The following is an 18967-nucleotide window of genomic DNA, read 5'->3' on the forward strand; positions in this document are numbered from 1 at the left end:
AAATGATGAAAAACCTAATTCATTGTTTATTTTTTAGCATAATCTGTCTGTTGCCCGTTAGTAGTTTTGCAAAAACGATCATGATTTTAGGTGATAGCTTAAGTGCGGGTTATGGTATCAACCCACAACAAGGCTGGGTTTTCTTGCTACAGCAACGCTTAAACCAACAATTTCCCAAACAACATAATGTGGTGAATGCCAGTGTAAGTGGTGAAACCACCAGTGGCGCGTTGGCGCGTTTTCCAAAACTATTACAAAGCCATAAACCTGATATCGTGGTAATTGAGTTGGGTGGCAATGATGGTCTACGCGGTCAACCGCCACAAATGATTCAAAAAAATCTTGCGCAATTAATTCAACAAAGCCAAAAAAGCCAAGCCACGGTCATTTTATTAGGAATGAAAATTCCACCGAATTATGGTGCAGCTTATAGCCAAGCTTTTGAGAAAAATTATCAAATCCTAAGCCAACAATACAAAGTTAAAATGCATCCGTTTTTTATGAATGGAATTGCAGGCAATAAAAGTTTGATGCAAAAAGACTTGATCCATCCCAATGCAACTGCACAGAAAATTCTACTCGATAATGTCTATCCGTTGATTCGAGGCGCGCTTTAAGTTTTTCTCAAAGCCGAAATGATTGTGTACCTGTTTACTACTCAAAATCGGATGTCGTGTTTTTTAAGACATCCGCAAAATTAAACAAGCGCGCCAATAAGTGGTGAATATAGTCCAAACTGGATTCTTGTTCGGTAAATAGAATCCGATGCAACATGGGTGCAATCACAATTTCAATAATCAGTTGATTGTCGATGCTTGTTTCATTCCTTTGTTGGGCACGTTGCTGAATAATATCTAACTGTTGAATCAAAAAGTCATAACATTTACCAGAGGTTGGCGAATCATTTTCCGCCACAATATCGCTTAAGATTGTACGCCCAACGGGTGAGGCATATTCCTCAAAATATTGCTCCATCCATGCATATAAGTCTTGCTTAAAACTCCCAAGATCCGCAGGTACACTGTCTGGATGTAAAATATTAAAGGCAACATCTGCAAGCAGTTGAGATAAATCTCCCCAACGTCGATAGATCGTAGAGGGGGTGACCCCTGCATATTCAGCAATCATCGGAATCGTCAAATCTGCCACAGCAACATTCTGCTGTAATGTTTGCACCGCATTATGAACTGCAGCTTGTATTCGTGCACTGCGCCCACCGGGACGCAAACCTGTAATCACTTTCGTCATCAGTAAATCACTACAAATCTATAAATGAAAATCTATCAATGGGTTAATGCTTGAAGAACAGCTTTAATCAAAAATCATCTTAGCTAAACCTTTGTGTTTAATCCAAAATACGGTATAAAAGCTAATTAATAGCTTTTATGTACATGTTGATTATGCGCAACTCTAATTTTAATCGTCAAGTGACTTCCTATAAATTAAGCCATAATGCTGCACTGTACACACATACTTTTACCCTAATGGCCTTTTTGGCAGCCTCAAGCGCACCAACACCGTTATATCGCTTGTATCAACAACACTTCCATTTTTCTCCTGTTTTATTAACGCTTATCTTTGCCACCTATGCGTTTGCATTGCTATTAACCTTATTGGTGGCAGGATCATTGTCTGATTATATTGGACGTAAGCCGGTTATTTTTGTGGCTTTGATTTTAGAAATTCTGTCCATGGGCTTTTTCTTGTTTGCATCCAATATCGAAATGCTGTTTATCGCACGAGGTTTGCAAGGTATTGCCACGGCTTTAGCCGCATCTACGTTTGGAGCAGCTTTGCTTGATCTGAGTAAAACACAGGGTTCTTTAATTAATAGTATTTCTCCAATGCTTGGTATGGCTGCGGGTATGCTAATGACCTGCATTGTTTTAGAGTTTTCGACTGTTCCATTAACACTTATTTTTGAAATACTCATTTTTCTGTTTGTATCTACCACATTTATCGCAATTTTTAGCCCTGAAACCGCAACTAAACGTGTGGGTGCTTTGGCATCATTAAAACCGCAACTGACTGTTCCAGTACAAACCCGAAAAGCCCTCTTGATCGTAAGTCCAATTAATATCTCGTTATGGATGGTCAGTGGGTTCTTCCTCTCGTTAATGCCTTCATTGCTGGCTCAAGCTTTCCATGTGCAATCGGCATGGTTGAATGGCATGATGTTTATTACCCTATCAGTTTCAGGGGCTGTTGGGATTTTAACCCTGCGCAATGCGCCAACATTTAAAATTTTAGTCACTGCTGCAATTACGATTGTCTCGGGCTCAAGTGTTATTTTGCTTGGCATTCATCTGGTGCAACCAATCTTATTGTTTATTGGTGCTGTGGTGACTGGGATTGGCTTTGGTACAGGTTTTATGGGTGCAATTCGTGCTGTTATGCCCTTAGCTTTACCTGAACAACGTGCAGGTTTAATGGCCGCATTTTTTGTTGAAAGCTATTTGGCCTTTAGTATACCTGCGATTATTGCTGGATACTTTGTCAATAAAGTGGGCTTAATTTTTACTGCAGATGTCTATATTTGTATGATTATCTTGTTAGCCAGCTTGGCGTTTGTTTTTGCGTTTAAAAATAAACAGAACATTCATTAAAACGTGTTAAAAATCAAAGCAAAACAAAAGGCGCATTGAGCGCCTTTGGGTTTAAATCTTAGATTAAGCTGGAATATCACGAATAGATGCTTTACGAATTGCTTCTTTCAGTGCGTCATAACCATGAATTGGCGGGAACTGTGGAAATTCACGAATCACATTTTCAGGCGCGTCAAATAAGAAACCATGATCAGCTTCACCCAACATGGTTGTATCGTTATACGAATCACCTGCTGCGATCACACGGTAATTTAGACCATGTAAGGCTTTTACAGCTTCACGTTTTTGATCAGGTTGGCGCAACTTATACGCAGTGATCATACCATTTTCATCCGTTTCTAATTTATGACAGAAAATTGTTGGCCAACCTAACTGTTGCATCAACGGATGTGCAAACTCATAAAATGTATCTGAAAGAATAATCAACTGAAAATGGGTACGTAACCATTCTACAAACTCTTTTGCACCCGGAAACGGCCCCATGTCTGCAATCACAGCTTGAATATCATTTAAGCCTAAACCATGCTGTTTAAGAATATTTAAACGTTGAGTCATCAACACATCGTAGTCAGGAATATCACGAGTTGTTGCTTCTAATTCTTTGATTCCTGTTTTTTTAGCAAAATTGATCCAGATTTCTGGTACCAATACACCCTCAAGATCAAGACATACGATTTCCATGGGTTCTCCCAAATGTCAGTTAAAAATTTTGGGCTTATCATAGCACTAAAGTTTAAAAAGAATGCTGAAAGTTTTTACAGCAAACCCATTTCATTTGGTTATGCATAAGACTTGTCAATATTTGCAAATCTGTTTTATTCATAAGCATTTTAATTAATCTGCTAAGTAGCATATTTCATTTACTTTAAAATATCTGGATCGTCAAAAGCAGCAATTCACATAAGTTGAATTGCGCTAATTTTTGCCAAAATGCTTAAATTCAAATATCTTTTGAACATGTTTACGAAAATTGTAGCTTCAAGCTAACTGCCAGGAGCAGATATGACCGCCATTCCAACCATAGATCTTGTGGACGCACTTGCGACTGAGTATGCCGACAAATCACCTTCTGAAATTTTAGAACTTGCGCTTTCTCAGCAAGGTGAAATTGCAATTTCATTTTCTGGCGCAGAAGATGTTGTTCTTATCGATATGGCACACAATTTAGGTAAACCATTTCGTGTTTTTAGTTTAGATACAGGGCGTTTACACCCTGAAACCTATCAATTTCTTGAAACCGTACGTAAGCACTATGGGATTAAAATTGAGATTTGCTTTCCAGAAGCCGATGCCGTTCAACAGTTGGTCAATGAAAAAGGTTTATTTAGCTTCTATCAAGATGACCATAAAGAATGCTGTGGTATCCGAAAAGTTCAGCCACTACGTAAAAAATTAGCCACTTTAGATGGTTGGATTACAGGACAACGCAAAGATCAAAGTCCAGGTACACGTACGGAAATTCCCGTCATTCAAGCGGATAGCGGTTTTTCTGGTGAAGGCAAACAACTGATTAAATATAACCCATTGGCCAATTGGTCAAGTGCGGATGTATGGAACTATATTCGTATGATGGAGATTCCTTATAATCCATTACATGAAAAAGGCTTTATCTCAATTGGCTGCGAACCATGTACCCGTCCAGTATTGCCAAATCAACATGAACGCGAAGGTCGATGGTGGTGGGAAGAAGCAACACATAAAGAATGTGGCTTACACGCAGGCAATTTAAAAAAGTAATATCAGGAAAACTCATTAAAACTCATGAATTTTTATTAACTTAACGTTCATCGAAATGCTTGGATTTTACGCTTAGAAAAGTTTTATACTAAGGTTTGTTGATATTTCATCTATAGCTTGTGTTATAGGCTAAAGTTGAGTAGGCAAAGGCATGAAAAAATAGTGAGACTATTTTCAGGTTTCATCACTCAAACTGAGAAATTTTAGCTATACCCAGAATGCCAACAAAGCGCTGCATTGTTGGCAACACAAAATGTAACGATGTACCTGATGTTTTCCAACATCACATCGTTGTAAACATGGACGAATGATCAACAGACCCAAGTTACACGGTTCTATAATTCTAACAATTCACCAGCTCATAAAAGAGTTGTTGTAGAAATTGCAGTGAGGCAATCCAAGACTATGCGCCCATTACACCCTATTGATTTTATTTTTTTAAATTTAGAAAAACGTCAACAACCCATGCATGTTGGTGGGTTATTCTTATTTGAAATACCAGAACATGCGCCTTCTACCTTCATTCAAGATCTTGTTGCAGATATTCGTAATTCAAAATCCATTCCTGTTCCACCCTTTAACAACCGCTTAAGCGGCATGTTTTGGGATGAAGATGAAGAGTTTGATATCGACCATCATTTCCGTCATATCGCATTACCTCATCCGGGACGTATCCGTGAATTATTGGTTTATATTTCACAAGAACACAGTTCGTTGATTGACCGAGCTAAGCCGCTTTGGACCTGTCATATTATTGAAGGGATTGAAGGCAATCGCTTTGCCATGTATTTTAAAATCCATCATGCCATGATTGATGGTGTGGCTGGTATGCGTCTGGTGGAAAAATCATTTTCAAAAGATGCTGACTCCAAAACTATTATTCCGCCTTGGTGTGTCGAAGGTAAACGGGCAAAACGTTTAAAAGAAACTAAACTGGATAAAGCTAAAAAAATATTCTCTGCTTTAAAAGGGCAAGTTGAAGCAGCACCTAAAGTGACTCAAGAGCTGTTCCAAACAGTATTTAAAGAAATGGGGAAAAACCCCGATTATGTTTCAAGCTTCCAAGCACCAAGCAGTTTATTTAACCAACGGGTAAGTTCATCACGTCGTTTCGCTGCTCAGTCTTTTGAACTTGATCGTTTTAGAGATATTTCCAAAGCCCTTGGTGTTACGATTAATGATGTGGTACTTGCGGTATGTGCAGGCGCGTTACGTGATTATTTAATCACACAAGAAGCTTTACCGAAAAAACCACTGATTGCGATGGTTCCAGCCTCATTACGTGATGATGACTCAGATATGAGTAACCGTATCACCATGATTTTGGCAAATTTAGGTACACATAAAGAAAGTCCTTTAGAGCGTTTAGACATTATTAAACGCAGTGTACAAAATGCAAAAAATCGTTTTAAACGTATGAGCTCTGATCAAATCTTAAATTATAGTGCTTTCGTTTTTGGTGCAGCAGGTGTGAATATTGCATCAGGACTTATGCCAAAACGTCAGGCGTTTAACGTAATCATTTCCAATGTACCTGGACCACGTGAACCTTTGTATTGGAATGGCGCTAAATTAGATGCTCTCTACCCTGTTTCTATTGTTTTGGATGGTCAGGCACTAAATATCACTATGACCAGTTATTTAGATAAATTAGAAGTCGGTTTAACCGGTTGCCGTAAATCTCTACCTAAATTGCAGAATCTTCTCACGCATTTGGAAAATGAAATCCAAAAGTTTGAGCAAATTATTGCAGAGAAAAATGCACTAGAACTCGCCGATAAAAAGCCAAACGCTCAAGCCAAGGCAAAAACGGATACTCAAGATGTAGCGAAGGAATCTGTTGCAGCACGAAAGTTAGTATAGGATTTTATAATTGATTTTAGTGTTGCTTGAGAGATAAAAACATAAATTGATTCAAAAATTAAGGGGCTAATATATGCCCCTTAATCTTTAACATTACGACACTTATTTAACAGTTGATGACAGACATTAACCACCATGTCTTTGGTGATTTTCACTTCTTGACCATTGTCATCTAACATAACACATGTATTTTTAGGCTGGCTTTCCAACACATGCTTGATACTACGACTGATTAATTGTTCACTTACACTCATTTTATGACCTCACTTGCTAAGACTGTGAAAGGGAGAAAGTCTTTGGCTACCTTTGTAATCTAGTATTGTGAAATCAGTTGAAAAAGTAAAATTTCAGATGTAACAACTGTTTAACGACATCCTGTTACAATTTCAACTCAAAATGATATCGTATTGCTCTTGCGTGTATAAATTTTCGACTTGGAATTTAATCACGCGATTAATAAAATGCTCTAAATCCGCGACAGCTGGGGCTTCCGCAGTTAATAGGCGATCAATCACAGATGGATGACCGATAACAGTAAAGCCACTCTTAGACTCATAAGCACGGGTATATCTTAAGATTTCTCGAAAAATTTCGTAACATACTGTCTCTGCTGTTTTCACAAATCCGCGCCCTTGACAGGTCGGACATGATTCACACAACAAATGCTCTAATGATTCACGGGTACGTTTACGTGTCATTTCAACTAAGCCAAGTTCAGAGACTTGGGTAATCTTGGTTTTTGCATGGTCACGTTCCAGCATTTTATCAAACTGGTTCATGACCTCTTCACGATGTACAGCTTCCTGCATATCAATGAAGTCAATAATGATAATGCCACCCAAATTACGTAAGCGTAATTGGCGGGCGATCACCTGTGTCGCTTCCATATTGGTTTTAAACACAGTGTCTTCTAGCGTACGCCCACCAACATACGAACCTGTATTGACATCAATTGTGGTCATCGCTTCAGTCTGGTCGATCATCAGATAGCCACCTGACTTCAAAGCTACACGGGTTTGTAATGCTTTTTGGATATCTTCTTCGACATTGTACAAATCAAAAAGTGGACGCTCACCAGGATAATGCTGCAAGCGGCTTTCCATACTCGGTACAAATTCACAAACGAACTCTTGCAACTTGGCATGTATTTCTCGTGAATCGACATAAATCGTTGCCGTATCATCATTGGCTAAATCACGAATAACACGTTGTGGTAAAGGAAGCTCTTCAAAAATCAACGAAGGAACTGCAATAATTTTTTGTTTTTTCTGAATAAATTCCCAAAGCTTGGCTAAATATGCCATATCTTGAGCAATTGAAGCCTCTTCAATTCCTTCAGCGGCTGTACGTACAATCACTGAACCCGGCAACTTATGCTCGCTTTGAATTCTTTCAATCATCGAGCGTAAACGGTCACGTTCTTCTTCAGACTCAATCCGTTGCGATACACCAATATGACTGCCATATGGCATCAAGACAAGATAACGAGATGGGATAGAAAGATCGGTACTGAGTCGCGCACCTTTGGTGCCCAACATGTCTTTCATCACTTGAACCGTCAGAATTTGACCAGGTTGTAATAACTCAAAGACATTTGGCGTAGGTTGATTACGCGGCCAAATCATATCATTGATGTGTAAGAATGCAGTACGAGATAACCCGATATCGACAAAGGCTGCTTGCATCCCTGGAAGTACACGGACAACTTTTCCTTTATAAATATTCCCGACTAACCCGCGTTTAACAGTTCGTTCAACAAACAGTTCGTTGACCGTACCATTTTGAATTAGCGCCACACGACATTCCATAGGTGTGACGTTAATCAATAACTCGTCAGACATAACTAAACTCAAAACATTATAAAAATTCTTTTCAGCAGTTAATTTAGTGCCTCAACTGCGCTGATCTATACGATCAAGTAACTGTATCGTTTCATGCAACGGTAGCCCAACCACATTGCTATAACTACCCTTTATACCTGTCACATACTTTGCCGCAATGCCTTGAATTGCATATGCGCCAGCTTTCCCCAAAGGTTCACCTGTAGCCCAATATTCTTCCATATCATTCAGACTGAATTGTTGGAACTCAACTTGCGTGCGAACCACGACACTCAATAATTGATGTGCATTTGCAACACAAACACCTGTCAACACTTCATGTTTTTGACCTGACAATAATGTCCATATTTCAAAAGCATGCTGCTTAGATGTTGGTTTCCCAATAATTTGATTGGCAAAAACCAAGCTTGTATCTGCTGCAATAACAGTGCTTTGCGGATGCAACGCCAATACCACTTTGGCTTTGCTTTCAGCCAAACGTTGTACATACTGCTCAATCTGTTCATGTTCCAAGACAGATTCATCAATATCTGGGCTGTGGATGCCAAAATCCAAGCCCACTTGTAAAAGCAGCTCTTTACGCCTTGGTGAGCCTGAGGCCAGAATTAAATGCGCCATCTTCTTAATAAATAATAAAGAACTGGCCAGCAAAAAATACTCGAAACCAATGTTTGCCAATGACGGGTAATCGAAAAATGCGTACCTGCCATCACTTGTGCCATAAAGGTAAAGACCAAATGCGCGAGGATTGCAAACATACTAATAATCCAAAGATTACTAAATGTCAGTACACGTCTTTCTCGAATAAAATAGCGAGTTAAAAATGCAATCAACACATAGCTCAATGCATTCATCCCCAAAGGTGCATCTAACAATAAGTCAGTAAAGAGCCCCATGGTAAATGCAAACCAAATTCCACACCATGTAGGCTGACACAGCACCCAAAATAGCATGATTAAAAACATATACAGTGGCCGCCATCCTGCTAATGCATAGGACATCGGATAAACCACTAAAATTGAACCAATAATAATTGAGACAACAATAATCCATAATGGATCTTTACGTTGCTTTTCAGAAGGTAATTTCTTAGCGATCAACATTTGGCTGCTCCATCGCTAAAGAATCAGAGAAAAGTACCACAACATGATGACCACCTGCTAATTGTGCAGCGGGAACCACATCAATTTGCGCAAACTCACCCGTGTTATGACGCATAACTTTAGATACAGAACCGACCAAATAGCCTGCTGGGAAATGTTGCCCCAAACCTGAACTATAAACTTTATCACCCACTTTGATATTGGCACTTGTTGGAACATATTCCATTTTCAAATGTCCTAAATCACCAGTACCCGTCACGATGGCACGCATACCTGAGCTTTCTAAACGTACAGATAAAGAATGCTCTTTATCGGAAAGCAACATAACACGGCTACTATGTGGATAGACGTTGATGATTTGCCCCATGATACCTTTATCATCTAAAACGGTTTGCCCGACTTTTAAATGATTGGCTTCACCACGGTTAATGATAATGATATGGCGCAATGGGTCAGCATCGGTTCCAATCACTTCTGCAATTTCCATACGCCCATCGATAATCAATGGCGTATCGAGTAAACCACGTAGACGGGTATTTTCAGCAGAAAGTTCAGAAAGTTTTTGCAGACGTACTTGAGCCTGAAGCAATTCAGCTTGCATCGCGGTATTTTCACGACGTAACTGAGCCTCAGATTTAGTTTGTTGATTTAGCCATTCTTTCGACAATACAGGATAGCTTGCTAAGGCATAAATTGGATTATATGCCGCATACAAGACATCTCTTGCAGGTTGAATCACTTGTGGCATGCGCCAGTTAAAAAACAGCACTACCAAACAAGTGATGACCGCAATGATGAACGAGCGAAAAGATGGCGGTTGTCTTGAAAAGAGATTCGGTTGCACCGCCTCATCCTTAAACTTAATCGAGTATAGTTTAGCCTACAAAAAGCATATCATGGTTTGGATTGTCAAAGAATTCTAAGACTTTACCGCCACCACGCGTTACACAAGTTAAAGGATCTTCTGCTACAACAACAGGTAAACCTGTTTCTTGGGCAAGCAACTTATCTAGGTTACGCAGTAATGCACCACCACCTGTCAACACAATACCACGCTCTGCGATATCAGAAGATAACTCAGGTGGAGTTTGCTCAAGTGCTGATTTCACAGCAGAAACAATACTTTGTAATGGATCAGAAATCGCTTGGGTAATTTCATCTGAAGTTACCGTAATAGCACGCGGTACACCTTCAGCAAGGTTACGACCACGAACTTCAATTTCTAAAGTTGTGCCGTCAGCAACAGCCATACCCACTTCTTTTTTGATAGTTTCAGCTGTTGTTTCACCAATTACACAACCATGTGCTTTACGTACATAGTTAATAATTTGTTCATCAAAAACATCACCGCCAATACGTAAAGAATCTGCGTACACACAACCTTGTAAGGAAATGATGGCAATTTCAGTTGTACCACCACCCACATCTACGACCATAGAACCACATGCTTGCTCAACAGGCATACCCGCCCCAATCGCAGCAGCCATAGGCTCTTCAATCAAACGTACATCACGTGCACCTGCGTTAAACACAGCTTCACGAATCGCACGGCGTTCTACCAATGTTGATTTACATGGTACGCATACCACTACACGAGGTGCAGGTGGAAATAAACGTTTTTCATGCACTTTACCAATAAATTGATTTAACATGGTTTCAGTAACTTCGAAATCTGCAATAACACCATCTTTCATCGGACGGATTGCAGAAATATTGGCTGGGGTACGACCAAGCATTTGCTTAGCATCTAAACCCACAGCTGCAACAATTTTCTGCGAACCACTGTGACGAATCGCCACAACTGTCGGTTCGTTTAATATAATGCCCCTTCCTGGTGCATAAATAAGTGTATTTGCAGTACCTAAATCAATGGCGAGATCTGGCGAAAACAAGCCAATTAGTCGTTTTAGAATCACGGGTCGTTCTCAGTTTAAACTTTATATGGACGCAAGATGGCAACTTTAACTAAATGTGATGATTTGAACAAGTCAATCGCTTATTATAACGCACGATATTTTGAATTTTTTTAAAACTGATTAGGTGAGACATCATGTCAAGTTCAGATGTTCAGCATTCTGCAGAATTAAATGCACAAACTGTATCGCAAATCGCCAATCTTGCTCGATTGTCGCTGAATGATACGCAATCTGCTGAATATGCTCAAAGTTTAAATAAAATCTTAGGGATGATGGAGACCTTAAAAGCGATCAATACCGATGGTGTTGAGCCACTTAAGAGCCCATTTGATAATCCGCAACCACTTCGTCCAGATGTCGTGACTGAAGCGAACCATCGTGAAGAATATCAAGCCATTGCTCCTGCAACTCAGGATGGTTTGTACCTCGTTCCGAGAGTGATTGAATAATATTTGATCAAATGAACTTATTTTAAAAAATTAATCGTAAAGAATTGTACTCATGACTGATTTACACCGTTTATCGATTCGTGAAATGACAGAAGGCTTAAAATCTGCCCAATTTTCATCTCGTGAATTGACTCAGCATTATTTGGACCGTATTGCGAAAATTGATGATCGTGTCAAATCGTATGTAACGGTCACTCCCGAACAAGCATTGGCTCAAGCTGATGCTGCTGACAACTTACTAAAATCTGGAACTGCTGGCGTATTGACTGGTGTTCCACTGGCGCATAAAGATATTTTCTGTACCCAAGGGATTAAAACCACTGCGGGTTCAAAAATGCTGGACAACTTCATTTCACCTTATGATGCAACTGTGGTGGCGAAAGCCAAAGCAGCTGGCCTAGTGACTTTAGGTAAAGTGAACATGGATGAATTCGCAATGGGTTCAACCTCTGAAAGTTCATTCTACGGCGCGACTAAAAACCCATGGAACTTAGAACATGTTCCTGGTGGCTCTTCTGGTGGTTCTGCGGCTGTTGTTGCAGCTGATCTTGCCCCGCTTGCAACAGGTACCGACACAGGTGGTTCAATTCGCCAGCCTGCTTCTTTCTGTGGCTTAACCGGTCTTAAACCGACCTATGGGCGTGTCTCTCGTTTCGGGATGATTGCGTTTGCATCATCACTGGATCAAGGTGGACCAATGGCACGTTCTGCTGAAGACTGTGCTTTTTTGATGAACACCATTGCTGGACATGATCTCAAAGATTCAACCTCAATCAACAAAGAAGTAGATGACTATGTTGCAAACTTAAATGCAACAGCAGTGAAAGGTTTACGTATTGGTATTCCAAAACAATACTTCAATGTTCAAGGTCTCGATGCAGAAGTTAAGGCACGTGTTGAAGAATCTTTGAAAAAATTACAAGACATGGGTGCGATATTGATTGAGATTGACCTCAACATGACTGAAGCCTATGTACCAACTTATTATTTGATCGCTCCTGCGGAAGCGTCTTCTAACTTGTCACGTTATGACGGTGTTCGCTATGGCTACCGTTGTGAAAACCCAACGGATATTTTAGATCTCTATAAACGCTCTCGTTCAGAAGCGTTTGGTGCAGAAGTGCAACGTCGTATCTTGATTGGAACTTATGCGCTTTCTGCTGGTTATTACGATGCTTACTACGTGAAAGCACAAAAAGTTCGTCGTTTAATCCAACAAGATTTCTTAAAAGCTTTTGAGAATGTCGATGTGATTGCAGCACCATCTGCACCAACGACAGCATACAAAATCGGTGCGAACTTGAGTCCAACCGAAATGTATTTAGGCGATATCTATACACTTGCGGTGAACTTGGCGGGCTTACCAGCCATTAACGCACCTGTTGGTTTTGATACGAATAATCTCCCAGTAGGTTTACAGTTAATTGGTAACTATTGGTCAGAATCACAATTGCTTTCAATTGTGCATCAATATCAACAAAATACAGATTGGCATACTAAACGTGCGGCTATTGCTGAGGAGAATGCATAATGACTGAAGCTCAAAAGTTAGCACCATCCGTGTCAAAGCTGATTGACGGTTGGGAAGTCGTTATTGGTATTGAGATTCACACACAGCTTGCAACTCAGTCTAAAATCTTTTCAGGTTCATCAACTGAATTTGGTCAAGACCCGAATACGCAAGCCAGCCTTGTTGATTTAGCAATGCCGGGTGTACTTCCTGTGCTAAACCAAGAAGTGGTTGATCTTGCAATTCGTTTTGGTTTGGGGATTGATGCCTATATCGACCAAGCCTCTGTATTTGCGCGTAAGAACTACTTTTACCCAGACTCGCCAAAAGGCTACCAGATCAGCCAGATGGACAATCCTATCGTTGGGCTAGGTCATATCGATATCCAGCTTGAAGATGGCACAGTGAAGCGTATAGGCGTGACTCGTGCGCATTTAGAAGAAGATGCAGGTAAATCGATTCATGATCAATTCGAAGGTATGTCTGGCATCGACTTAAACCGTGCTGGCACACCTTTACTTGAAATCGTGTCTGAACCTGATATGCGTTCGGTTGAAGAAGCTGTTGCTTATATCAAATCGATTCACACTTTGGTACGCTGGTTAGGGATTTCTGACGGTAACATGGCTGAAGGTTCATTCCGTGCTGACTGTAACGTATCGTTACGTCGTCCGGGGCAACCATTTGGTACCCGTTGTGAGTTAAAAAACCTCAACTCATTCCGTTTTATCGAACAAGCCATCAATGTTGAAATTCAACGTCAAATGGACATCTTGGAAGATGGCGGTCGTATTGATCAAGAAACCCGTTTGTTCGATCCAAACAAAATGGAAACACGTTCAATGCGTTCTAAGGAAGAAGCCAACGATTACCGTTACTTCCCTGACCCTGACTTGCTTCCAGTGATCATTGCAAATGAGCAAATTGAAGCTGCTCGTGCTGCACTTCCTGAGTTACCTAAAGCGCGTCGTGCGCGTTTTATCGCAGACTTTGCTGTGACTGAATATGATGCACATGTACTGACTCTATCTCGTGAATTGGCTGACTTCTATGAAGCGGTTGTTACGGCTTCTGGTGGTGCGGCTCAAGGTAAAGTTGCTGCAAACTGGGTGATGGGTGAATTTTCTGGTGCTTTAAATAAAGCCAGCCTTGAACTTCAAGACTCTCCTGTTTCAGCAGAACAACTTGGCGGGATGATCGCACGTATTGTTGACAATACCATTAGCGGTAAGATTGCTAAGCAAGTGTTTGGCTTTATGTGGGAAGAAGGCAAAACTGCCGATGCCATTATTGCTGAAAAAGGCTTGAAACAGGAAACTGATACAGGTGCAATTGAAGCTATTATCAAAGAAGTACTTGCTGCCAATGAGAAGATAGTTGAAGAGTATAAGTCTGGTAAAGAGAAAGCATTCAACGGTCTAGTCGGTCAAGTAATGAAGGCCTCTCGTGGTAAAGCCAACCCTGCTCAAGTCAATGAATTGATGAAGAAATTGATTGGTTAAGCTGATTTAATTTTAAAAGAAAACCCGCTTTAGAGCGGGTTTTCTTTGTTTAGGGCATTGGTATGTTTAGCTTTTAAAAATTTGGCATATATTCAAATCTATTGTTTTATTTCAAAATTTTTTATATGGAAAAGCACCCTCACCCCAGCCCTCTCCCGGAGGGAGAGGGAGCGTCATCTGATTTTAATCATATTATTAATCTCATACTTTTTACGAAATAAGAAGCATAACGAGTCAAAGAGTCAAAGAGTCAAAGAGTCAAATTATCTTCACTATTACTTTTTTATTTTCCAGAAACAGTTACACTTTCAAAAGAAATCTTTGCTGTTATTACTTTAAAAACATTAATCTAGTGCTCAAAATTCAAGGTCAAAATGAAAATATTTATCCTAACTCTCTCAACACTTGTCCTTTTCACAACTACAACTTTTGCAGAAACGAAAGTTAATGTTCCCTCAAAAGAAGCCAGCTTGATTTTTAAAGCAGCAGGTTTTGCAAAAACCAAACATGGTTGGGAAGGAAAATGCGAAACAGGTGAAATTACTGTATATCGGGATTTAAATAAAGATGGTCTAAATGATGCTGTTATTTCAGACTACAGCAGTATGTGTTATGGCGATACAGGTGTGGGATACCACCTTATTGCACAACAAAAAAATGGGAAATGGAAAACTATTTTTGAAAACGCGGGTATACCGACCTTTCTAAAAAGCACAGGCAAAGATGGTTGGCCTGATATTGAAAATGGAGGTCCAGGTTTATGTTTTGCGGTGTATCGTTGGGATGGTAAAAGTTATGAGCTAAATCGCTATGAGTATCAGGGTAAAGCCTGCTCATTAAACTAAACCAACCTTGCTTTAAGCCAAAGCATTAAAAGAATATTGATTGATCATGTTGATTGAGTTTAAAAAGGAAAATCCGTTTTAGAGCGGGTTTTCTTTGTTTAAAGAATTTATATGTAGAGTTTTTAAAATTTGGCATACATTTAAATCTATTATTTTTCTCATTTTTTTATCTGACAAAATACCCTCAGCCGATAAAAGCACTTGGTAAAACAACACTTATTTCAGCAAATTTATAATCCTGAATATTTCTCGTCACGATTTTGCTACAACCAAAACTCAACGCAGAAAAATATTGAATTGCATCTTCAAAATCAGAAAACTTAGACACCAGCGCTTGAGAAATCCCAACATGATCAACAGGGATAATCACCAAGAATTTTAAAAGTTGTTGAATGAAAAGACGCGCTTTCTCATCACAGCCCAACTTACACAAAATATAATAAATATTGGCAACACTGTTCGAAGAAATACACCCTGTAAAATGCCCTTTCTCACACAGCGCTACAACAGTTTGACTTGCCTCAACAAAAGGCTGACGCGCTAAAGCCACATCCAAAATTACATCAGAATCAATAAATATTCGCTCGCTCATTTATGTTTTTCCATACGAGCTTCAGAAAGCAATGCCTTATAATCTTGCCCTTGGTCTTGAATGGCAAACATCCCAGTCAAACTTCCAGTAATAGGCGCTTGAACATCACTCGAAATTTCAGTGTGTGCTGAAATACGATCTAAATAAGCTTCAACCAAACTCGAAACACTCTGCTCATGTTCCTGAGCATAAAGTTTCGCCCGTTCAATCACTTTTTTATTTATAGATAAGGTCAATTTCGCTTGCATAAGATTTCACCTCATACGTATCATTTAATTAATTATACGTATTGGTTAATTTTTAACAATTAAATTTTAACCAAATTAGACAAGGATTGATTTCGCATACCTAACTTATTTCTAATATTAGAAAAAAAAATCATCTGCTATTTATAAATTATCAAATTATAAACTATCAAAGCGCTCTACGCTCAGGTTCATACGGATGAATAAAGACTGTATATGTGTCGGCAAGATGATACTATTCAAGAGCAATCTTATAGTTCATAAAATATATACCCTGAGTTTTTAAAATCTCTCCCAGATATCCAAATAGATTATTTCTTTTCAATGTCATTTTTTGCGAGAAGTTTCCCTCACCCCCAACCCTCTCCCGAATGGAGAAAGAGCTTCATATGATCTTAATCATGCTATTCATCCAATAATGAATGTTCTCCCTCCTTTTACGAGATGAGGAGCGCTACTGATCATTTATTATTAAACCAATAATCCCATTTCTCACCATCAACGCCAAACTGGCCTTGCCACCATCGTGTTGGATAGTTCACATCATCATTTCTAATTGGTCGGTGCTCCCTTTCTGGATAAGTCACATATTTATCGGCATAGCCAAAATGCTTGTCATCATGCAAAATACCAATCACTCCAAAAATTTCTAAAAGCCCCAAACGCTCATCGTCATTGGACTTGAGTACTTTAGAAATACTCTTTTTAAGTTGAGCTATTCTGTCATTGGGTTGAGCTGTCTCTATTATCGTTTTGAGTTCATTGAGAATGTTGTAATCTTCATCGCTTGGTTCAACGACAGGAAATTTAAGAAATTGTTCCAAATCAAATAAAACAGAAATCAAATTATCTGTACAGCTTCCATGTTTGTATTTAAAGAAATTGAGTGTATTAAACTCAATGAGTCTTTCAAACTCATACGTATATAGCCCACAAACTGCACATATATTTGAGTTTGGTTCTGGACTGGAAACAAAGTCATGTTCAATCAAACTTTTACCAATACAGTAACTTGATAAAAAAGATCGATACTCCAATCGTCTTGTACTTAGACTGTAAATAAATGCATCCACCACAGATTGCTTTTCAATTTGATTAACTGCTGTTTTTATTCTTCGACAGATTTCATTGTGATTTATTTTTTCTTGTTCAAACATAACGGAATGGCTTTTTGCATATTCAAACTCATCTTCAGTAATGAATTGCATATATGTATCCCAATAAAACCAGCGCTCTAAATTTTGATCCTGCGAGCTTTTAATGGTTTTAAGTAAAATTTTGACTGCTTTCTTGTCCATGTTTATTTATCTATTCACTTAAAGTTTTTAATTCAACATCTTACATATATCATCATAACGATTTATCCCACTCTCCGTTCAGGTTCATACTGATGAATAAAGACCGTATATGTATCGGCAGGATGAACCACCTGAGCATGATGTAAAGCATGCGCAATATTGCCTCTGTGGTATGTTCCATGATTGATGATATGAAAGAGGATCTCTTCTATTGATAGGCTACCCGTTTTTTTATCTATAAATTGAAAATGAATAATTTCTGCAAGTTGCTCCGATTGAATATTTTGTACAAATTCAATAAACCATAAATGTGATTCAGCAATTCGATGTTTAAGTTCATCTAAGGCGGGTAAAAATTCTGTATTGGTTTGGCTGTGCACCGTTTTTTTGTTTTCTAGCCGAGATCTAAATAACTCTTCGACAATGATCATGTGATTGAATTGTTGCTTGGCAAAATTATAATCTTCTAAATATTGCACTTGATCAATTTGATCTATGGCTTTAAATAAGCGCTGATCTGACCATTGTTTATATAAAAAGAGTTTTTCAAAATTCATTAAATTGACCTAAGCTTTCTTTGAATCAAATCATCAAGATAACATGCAATCACTGAAAAAACCCGATCTTTTAAATACCCTCAATCACCAATTTTTTACAGACCAAAACTCAATCTAATTTTAATAATCTAACTTTAAACAAGCTTTCTTGATGCATTCATTCCACTCCCCAAACCCTTTCAATAGTAAGAGGAGCTGCTTTGAGATTTCTATAATGACTTCAATTGAGTCATGAAGATTCCCACTCCTTTAAACAGAGAAGAAGTCTTGCTCCGTAAAGGTAAAGTGATTTATGGACGAATCACACCCAACTTATTCCAAATATCAGGGGTTAAAAAAGTCATCACCAATTTATTTAAGTCGACATATCGCAATACACCCTGTAACTGTTTTTTCACTTCAGGGTTTTTAATAATATCTTCACCTGTCGTACGACCTAACTCTTGGAAACTGTCACCTACTGCTTGCACACCTTCAGCTGCAATCACTGCTTTGGTCTGTGCGGCACACTGCTCTACAATCACCCGTTGTAAAACCTGAGCAAACTTTTGATCGAGTTGTGTTCTTTGCGCATCACTGACATTACTCAATGCTTTTAGATCGGGGTGTGTAGATAGTGCAGCAAAGGTCCACTGCAATACTGTAGTTTTATCTGTTGCTGTAGTTGCTTTTACCAAACAATCGCTAAGTTGATCAACGGTTGGCCCTGCGACAGCAAATTGTGCTGTTCCCATTAATGCCGTCGCCATAAACACAGAACGACCCATATGGTAAAATTTAGAATGCATTGATGAGAAAATTTGGCGTGACATAAACAAAGTCCAATTCGAAATTAAATCCTTTGTATCACAAGCACTACCTATTCGCCTGTTATGACTCTGTAAACAACCTATACTAAAAATA

The 18967-nt window shown here is 39.0% G+C and carries 21 protein-coding genes; 8 read left to right on the forward strand and 13 right to left on the reverse strand.

Features of this window, described 5'->3' with window-relative positions; genetic code table 11:
* Nucleotides 1-2: 2 nt before the first annotated feature.
* A complete protein-coding gene (locus ACZ5QH_RS16785) occupies nucleotides 3-617 on the forward strand; it encodes an arylesterase (protein WP_419761918.1) in 615 nt (204 codons plus the stop codon).
* Between the two features lie 37 nt (nucleotides 618-654).
* On the opposite strand, the gene ACZ5QH_RS16790 is transcribed toward ACZ5QH_RS16785, so the two are convergent.
* Nucleotides 655-1248: a TetR/AcrR family transcriptional regulator gene (locus ACZ5QH_RS16790; protein WP_151957618.1), complete on the reverse strand. Its 594-nt coding sequence runs from the start codon at nucleotides 1246-1248 to the stop codon at nucleotides 655-657.
* A gap of 152 nt (nucleotides 1249-1400) precedes the next feature.
* On the opposite strand from ACZ5QH_RS16790, the gene ACZ5QH_RS16795 reads away from it, so the two are divergent.
* Nucleotides 1401-2606, forward strand: coding sequence for an MFS transporter (locus ACZ5QH_RS16795; protein WP_303576330.1), 1206 nt, complete (start codon nucleotides 1401-1403; stop codon nucleotides 2604-2606).
* Between the two features lie 63 nt (nucleotides 2607-2669).
* On the opposite strand, the gene thrH is transcribed toward ACZ5QH_RS16795, so the two are convergent.
* Nucleotides 2670-3287 carry a bifunctional phosphoserine phosphatase/homoserine phosphotransferase ThrH gene (thrH, locus tag ACZ5QH_RS16800; RefSeq protein ID WP_004717409.1) on the reverse strand — a complete coding sequence of 206 codons (618 nt, stop codon included), beginning with the start codon at nucleotides 3285-3287 and terminating at the stop codon, nucleotides 2670-2672.
* 321 nt (nucleotides 3288-3608) lie between these two features.
* Here thrH and ACZ5QH_RS16805 point away from each other — a divergent pair, with 321 nt between their 5' ends.
* Together ACZ5QH_RS16805 and ACZ5QH_RS16810 are read left to right on the forward strand one after the other, a co-directional pair.
* Nucleotides 3609-4343, forward strand: coding sequence for a phosphoadenylyl-sulfate reductase (locus ACZ5QH_RS16805; RefSeq protein WP_004717410.1), 735 nt, complete (start codon nucleotides 3609-3611; stop codon nucleotides 4341-4343).
* Nucleotides 4344-4748: 405 nt separating this feature from the next.
* Nucleotides 4749-6206, forward strand: coding sequence for a WS/DGAT/MGAT family O-acyltransferase (locus ACZ5QH_RS16810; RefSeq protein ID WP_209827326.1), 1458 nt, complete (start codon nucleotides 4749-4751; stop codon nucleotides 6204-6206).
* Nucleotides 6207-6286: 80 nt separating this feature from the next.
* Here the strand turns inward: ACZ5QH_RS16810 and ACZ5QH_RS16815 are convergent, their stop codons facing one another.
* The 6 genes from ACZ5QH_RS16815 to ACZ5QH_RS16840 all read right to left on the reverse strand — a co-directional run bounded on the left by ACZ5QH_RS16815 (nucleotide 6287) and on the right by ACZ5QH_RS16840 (nucleotide 11066).
* Nucleotides 6287-6460 carry a PA1571 family protein gene (locus ACZ5QH_RS16815; protein ID WP_004717412.1) on the reverse strand — a complete coding sequence of 58 codons (174 nt, stop codon included), beginning with the start codon at nucleotides 6458-6460 and terminating at the stop codon, nucleotides 6287-6289.
* A gap of 132 nt (nucleotides 6461-6592) precedes the next feature.
* Nucleotides 6593-8047 carry a ribonuclease G gene (rng, locus tag ACZ5QH_RS16820; protein WP_004717413.1) on the reverse strand — a complete coding sequence of 485 codons (1455 nt, stop codon included), beginning with the start codon at nucleotides 8045-8047 and terminating at the stop codon, nucleotides 6593-6595.
* Nucleotides 8048-8098: 51 nt separating this feature from the next.
* Nucleotides 8099-8665 (reverse strand): Maf family nucleotide pyrophosphatase, encoded by a 567-nt coding sequence (locus ACZ5QH_RS16825; RefSeq protein ID WP_303576331.1) that lies wholly within the window; start codon nucleotides 8663-8665, stop codon nucleotides 8099-8101.
* On the reverse strand, nucleotides 8653-9150 hold the full coding sequence (gene mreD, locus ACZ5QH_RS16830; RefSeq protein ID WP_004717415.1) for a rod shape-determining protein MreD: 498 nt from the start codon (nucleotides 9148-9150) through the stop codon (nucleotides 8653-8655). Before mreD ends, ACZ5QH_RS16825 begins: the two co-directional genes overlap by 13 nt.
* Nucleotides 9137-9994 (reverse strand): rod shape-determining protein MreC, encoded by an 858-nt coding sequence (gene mreC, locus ACZ5QH_RS16835; protein WP_004717416.1) that lies wholly within the window; start codon nucleotides 9992-9994, stop codon nucleotides 9137-9139. Before mreC ends, mreD begins: the two co-directional genes overlap by 14 nt.
* 31 nt (nucleotides 9995-10025) lie before the next feature.
* Nucleotides 10026-11066: a rod shape-determining protein gene (locus ACZ5QH_RS16840; RefSeq protein ID WP_004717418.1), complete on the reverse strand. Its 1041-nt coding sequence runs from the start codon at nucleotides 11064-11066 to the stop codon at nucleotides 10026-10028.
* A gap of 134 nt (nucleotides 11067-11200) precedes the next feature.
* Between ACZ5QH_RS16840 and gatC the strand changes: the two genes are divergently transcribed.
* From gatC to ACZ5QH_RS16860, 4 genes are all read left to right on the forward strand, one after another.
* Entirely contained in the window at nucleotides 11201-11515 is a 315-nt protein-coding gene (gene gatC, locus ACZ5QH_RS16845; protein ID WP_004717422.1) for an Asp-tRNA(Asn)/Glu-tRNA(Gln) amidotransferase subunit GatC, read from the forward strand.
* Between the two features lie 52 nt (nucleotides 11516-11567).
* Entirely contained in the window at nucleotides 11568-13046 is a 1479-nt protein-coding gene (gene gatA, locus ACZ5QH_RS16850; protein ID WP_303576332.1) for an Asp-tRNA(Asn)/Glu-tRNA(Gln) amidotransferase subunit GatA, read from the forward strand.
* Nucleotides 13046-14527: an Asp-tRNA(Asn)/Glu-tRNA(Gln) amidotransferase subunit GatB gene (gene gatB, locus ACZ5QH_RS16855; protein WP_303576333.1), complete on the forward strand. Its 1482-nt coding sequence runs from the start codon at nucleotides 13046-13048 to the stop codon at nucleotides 14525-14527. The genes gatA and gatB overlap by 1 nt, the downstream gene beginning before the upstream one ends.
* A 374-nt stretch (nucleotides 14528-14901) precedes the next feature.
* Complete coding sequence (locus ACZ5QH_RS16860) at nucleotides 14902-15372, forward strand: hypothetical protein (RefSeq protein ID WP_303576334.1); 471 nt, start codon at nucleotides 14902-14904, stop codon at nucleotides 15370-15372.
* A 184-nt stretch (nucleotides 15373-15556) separates the two neighbouring features.
* Here ACZ5QH_RS16860 and ACZ5QH_RS16865 read toward each other — a convergent pair whose 3' ends face one another.
* The 5 genes from ACZ5QH_RS16865 to ACZ5QH_RS16885 all read right to left on the reverse strand — a co-directional run bounded on the left by ACZ5QH_RS16865 (nucleotide 15557) and on the right by ACZ5QH_RS16885 (nucleotide 18876).
* Nucleotides 15557-15964 carry a PIN domain-containing protein gene (locus ACZ5QH_RS16865; RefSeq protein ID WP_303576335.1) on the reverse strand — a complete coding sequence of 136 codons (408 nt, stop codon included), beginning with the start codon at nucleotides 15962-15964 and terminating at the stop codon, nucleotides 15557-15559.
* Nucleotides 15961-16212: a DUF6364 family protein gene (locus tag ACZ5QH_RS16870; RefSeq protein ID WP_034610758.1), complete on the reverse strand. Its 252-nt coding sequence runs from the start codon at nucleotides 16210-16212 to the stop codon at nucleotides 15961-15963. The genes ACZ5QH_RS16865 and ACZ5QH_RS16870 overlap by 4 nt, the downstream gene beginning before the upstream one ends.
* A gap of 458 nt (nucleotides 16213-16670) precedes the next feature.
* Nucleotides 16671-17417, reverse strand: a complete 747-nt coding sequence (locus ACZ5QH_RS16875) for a hypothetical protein (RefSeq protein WP_303576336.1) — start codon at nucleotides 17415-17417, stop codon at nucleotides 16671-16673.
* 152 nt (nucleotides 17418-17569) lie between these two features.
* Nucleotides 17570-18064 carry a DinB family protein gene (locus tag ACZ5QH_RS16880; RefSeq protein ID WP_303576337.1) on the reverse strand — a complete coding sequence of 165 codons (495 nt, stop codon included), beginning with the start codon at nucleotides 18062-18064 and terminating at the stop codon, nucleotides 17570-17572.
* A 290-nt stretch (nucleotides 18065-18354) separates the two neighbouring features.
* Entirely contained in the window at nucleotides 18355-18876 is a 522-nt protein-coding gene (locus ACZ5QH_RS16885) for a hypothetical protein (RefSeq protein WP_303576338.1), read from the reverse strand.
* Nucleotides 18877-18967 lie beyond the last annotated feature (91 nt).

This window comes from Acinetobacter sp. Ac8 (assembly GCF_055392545.1).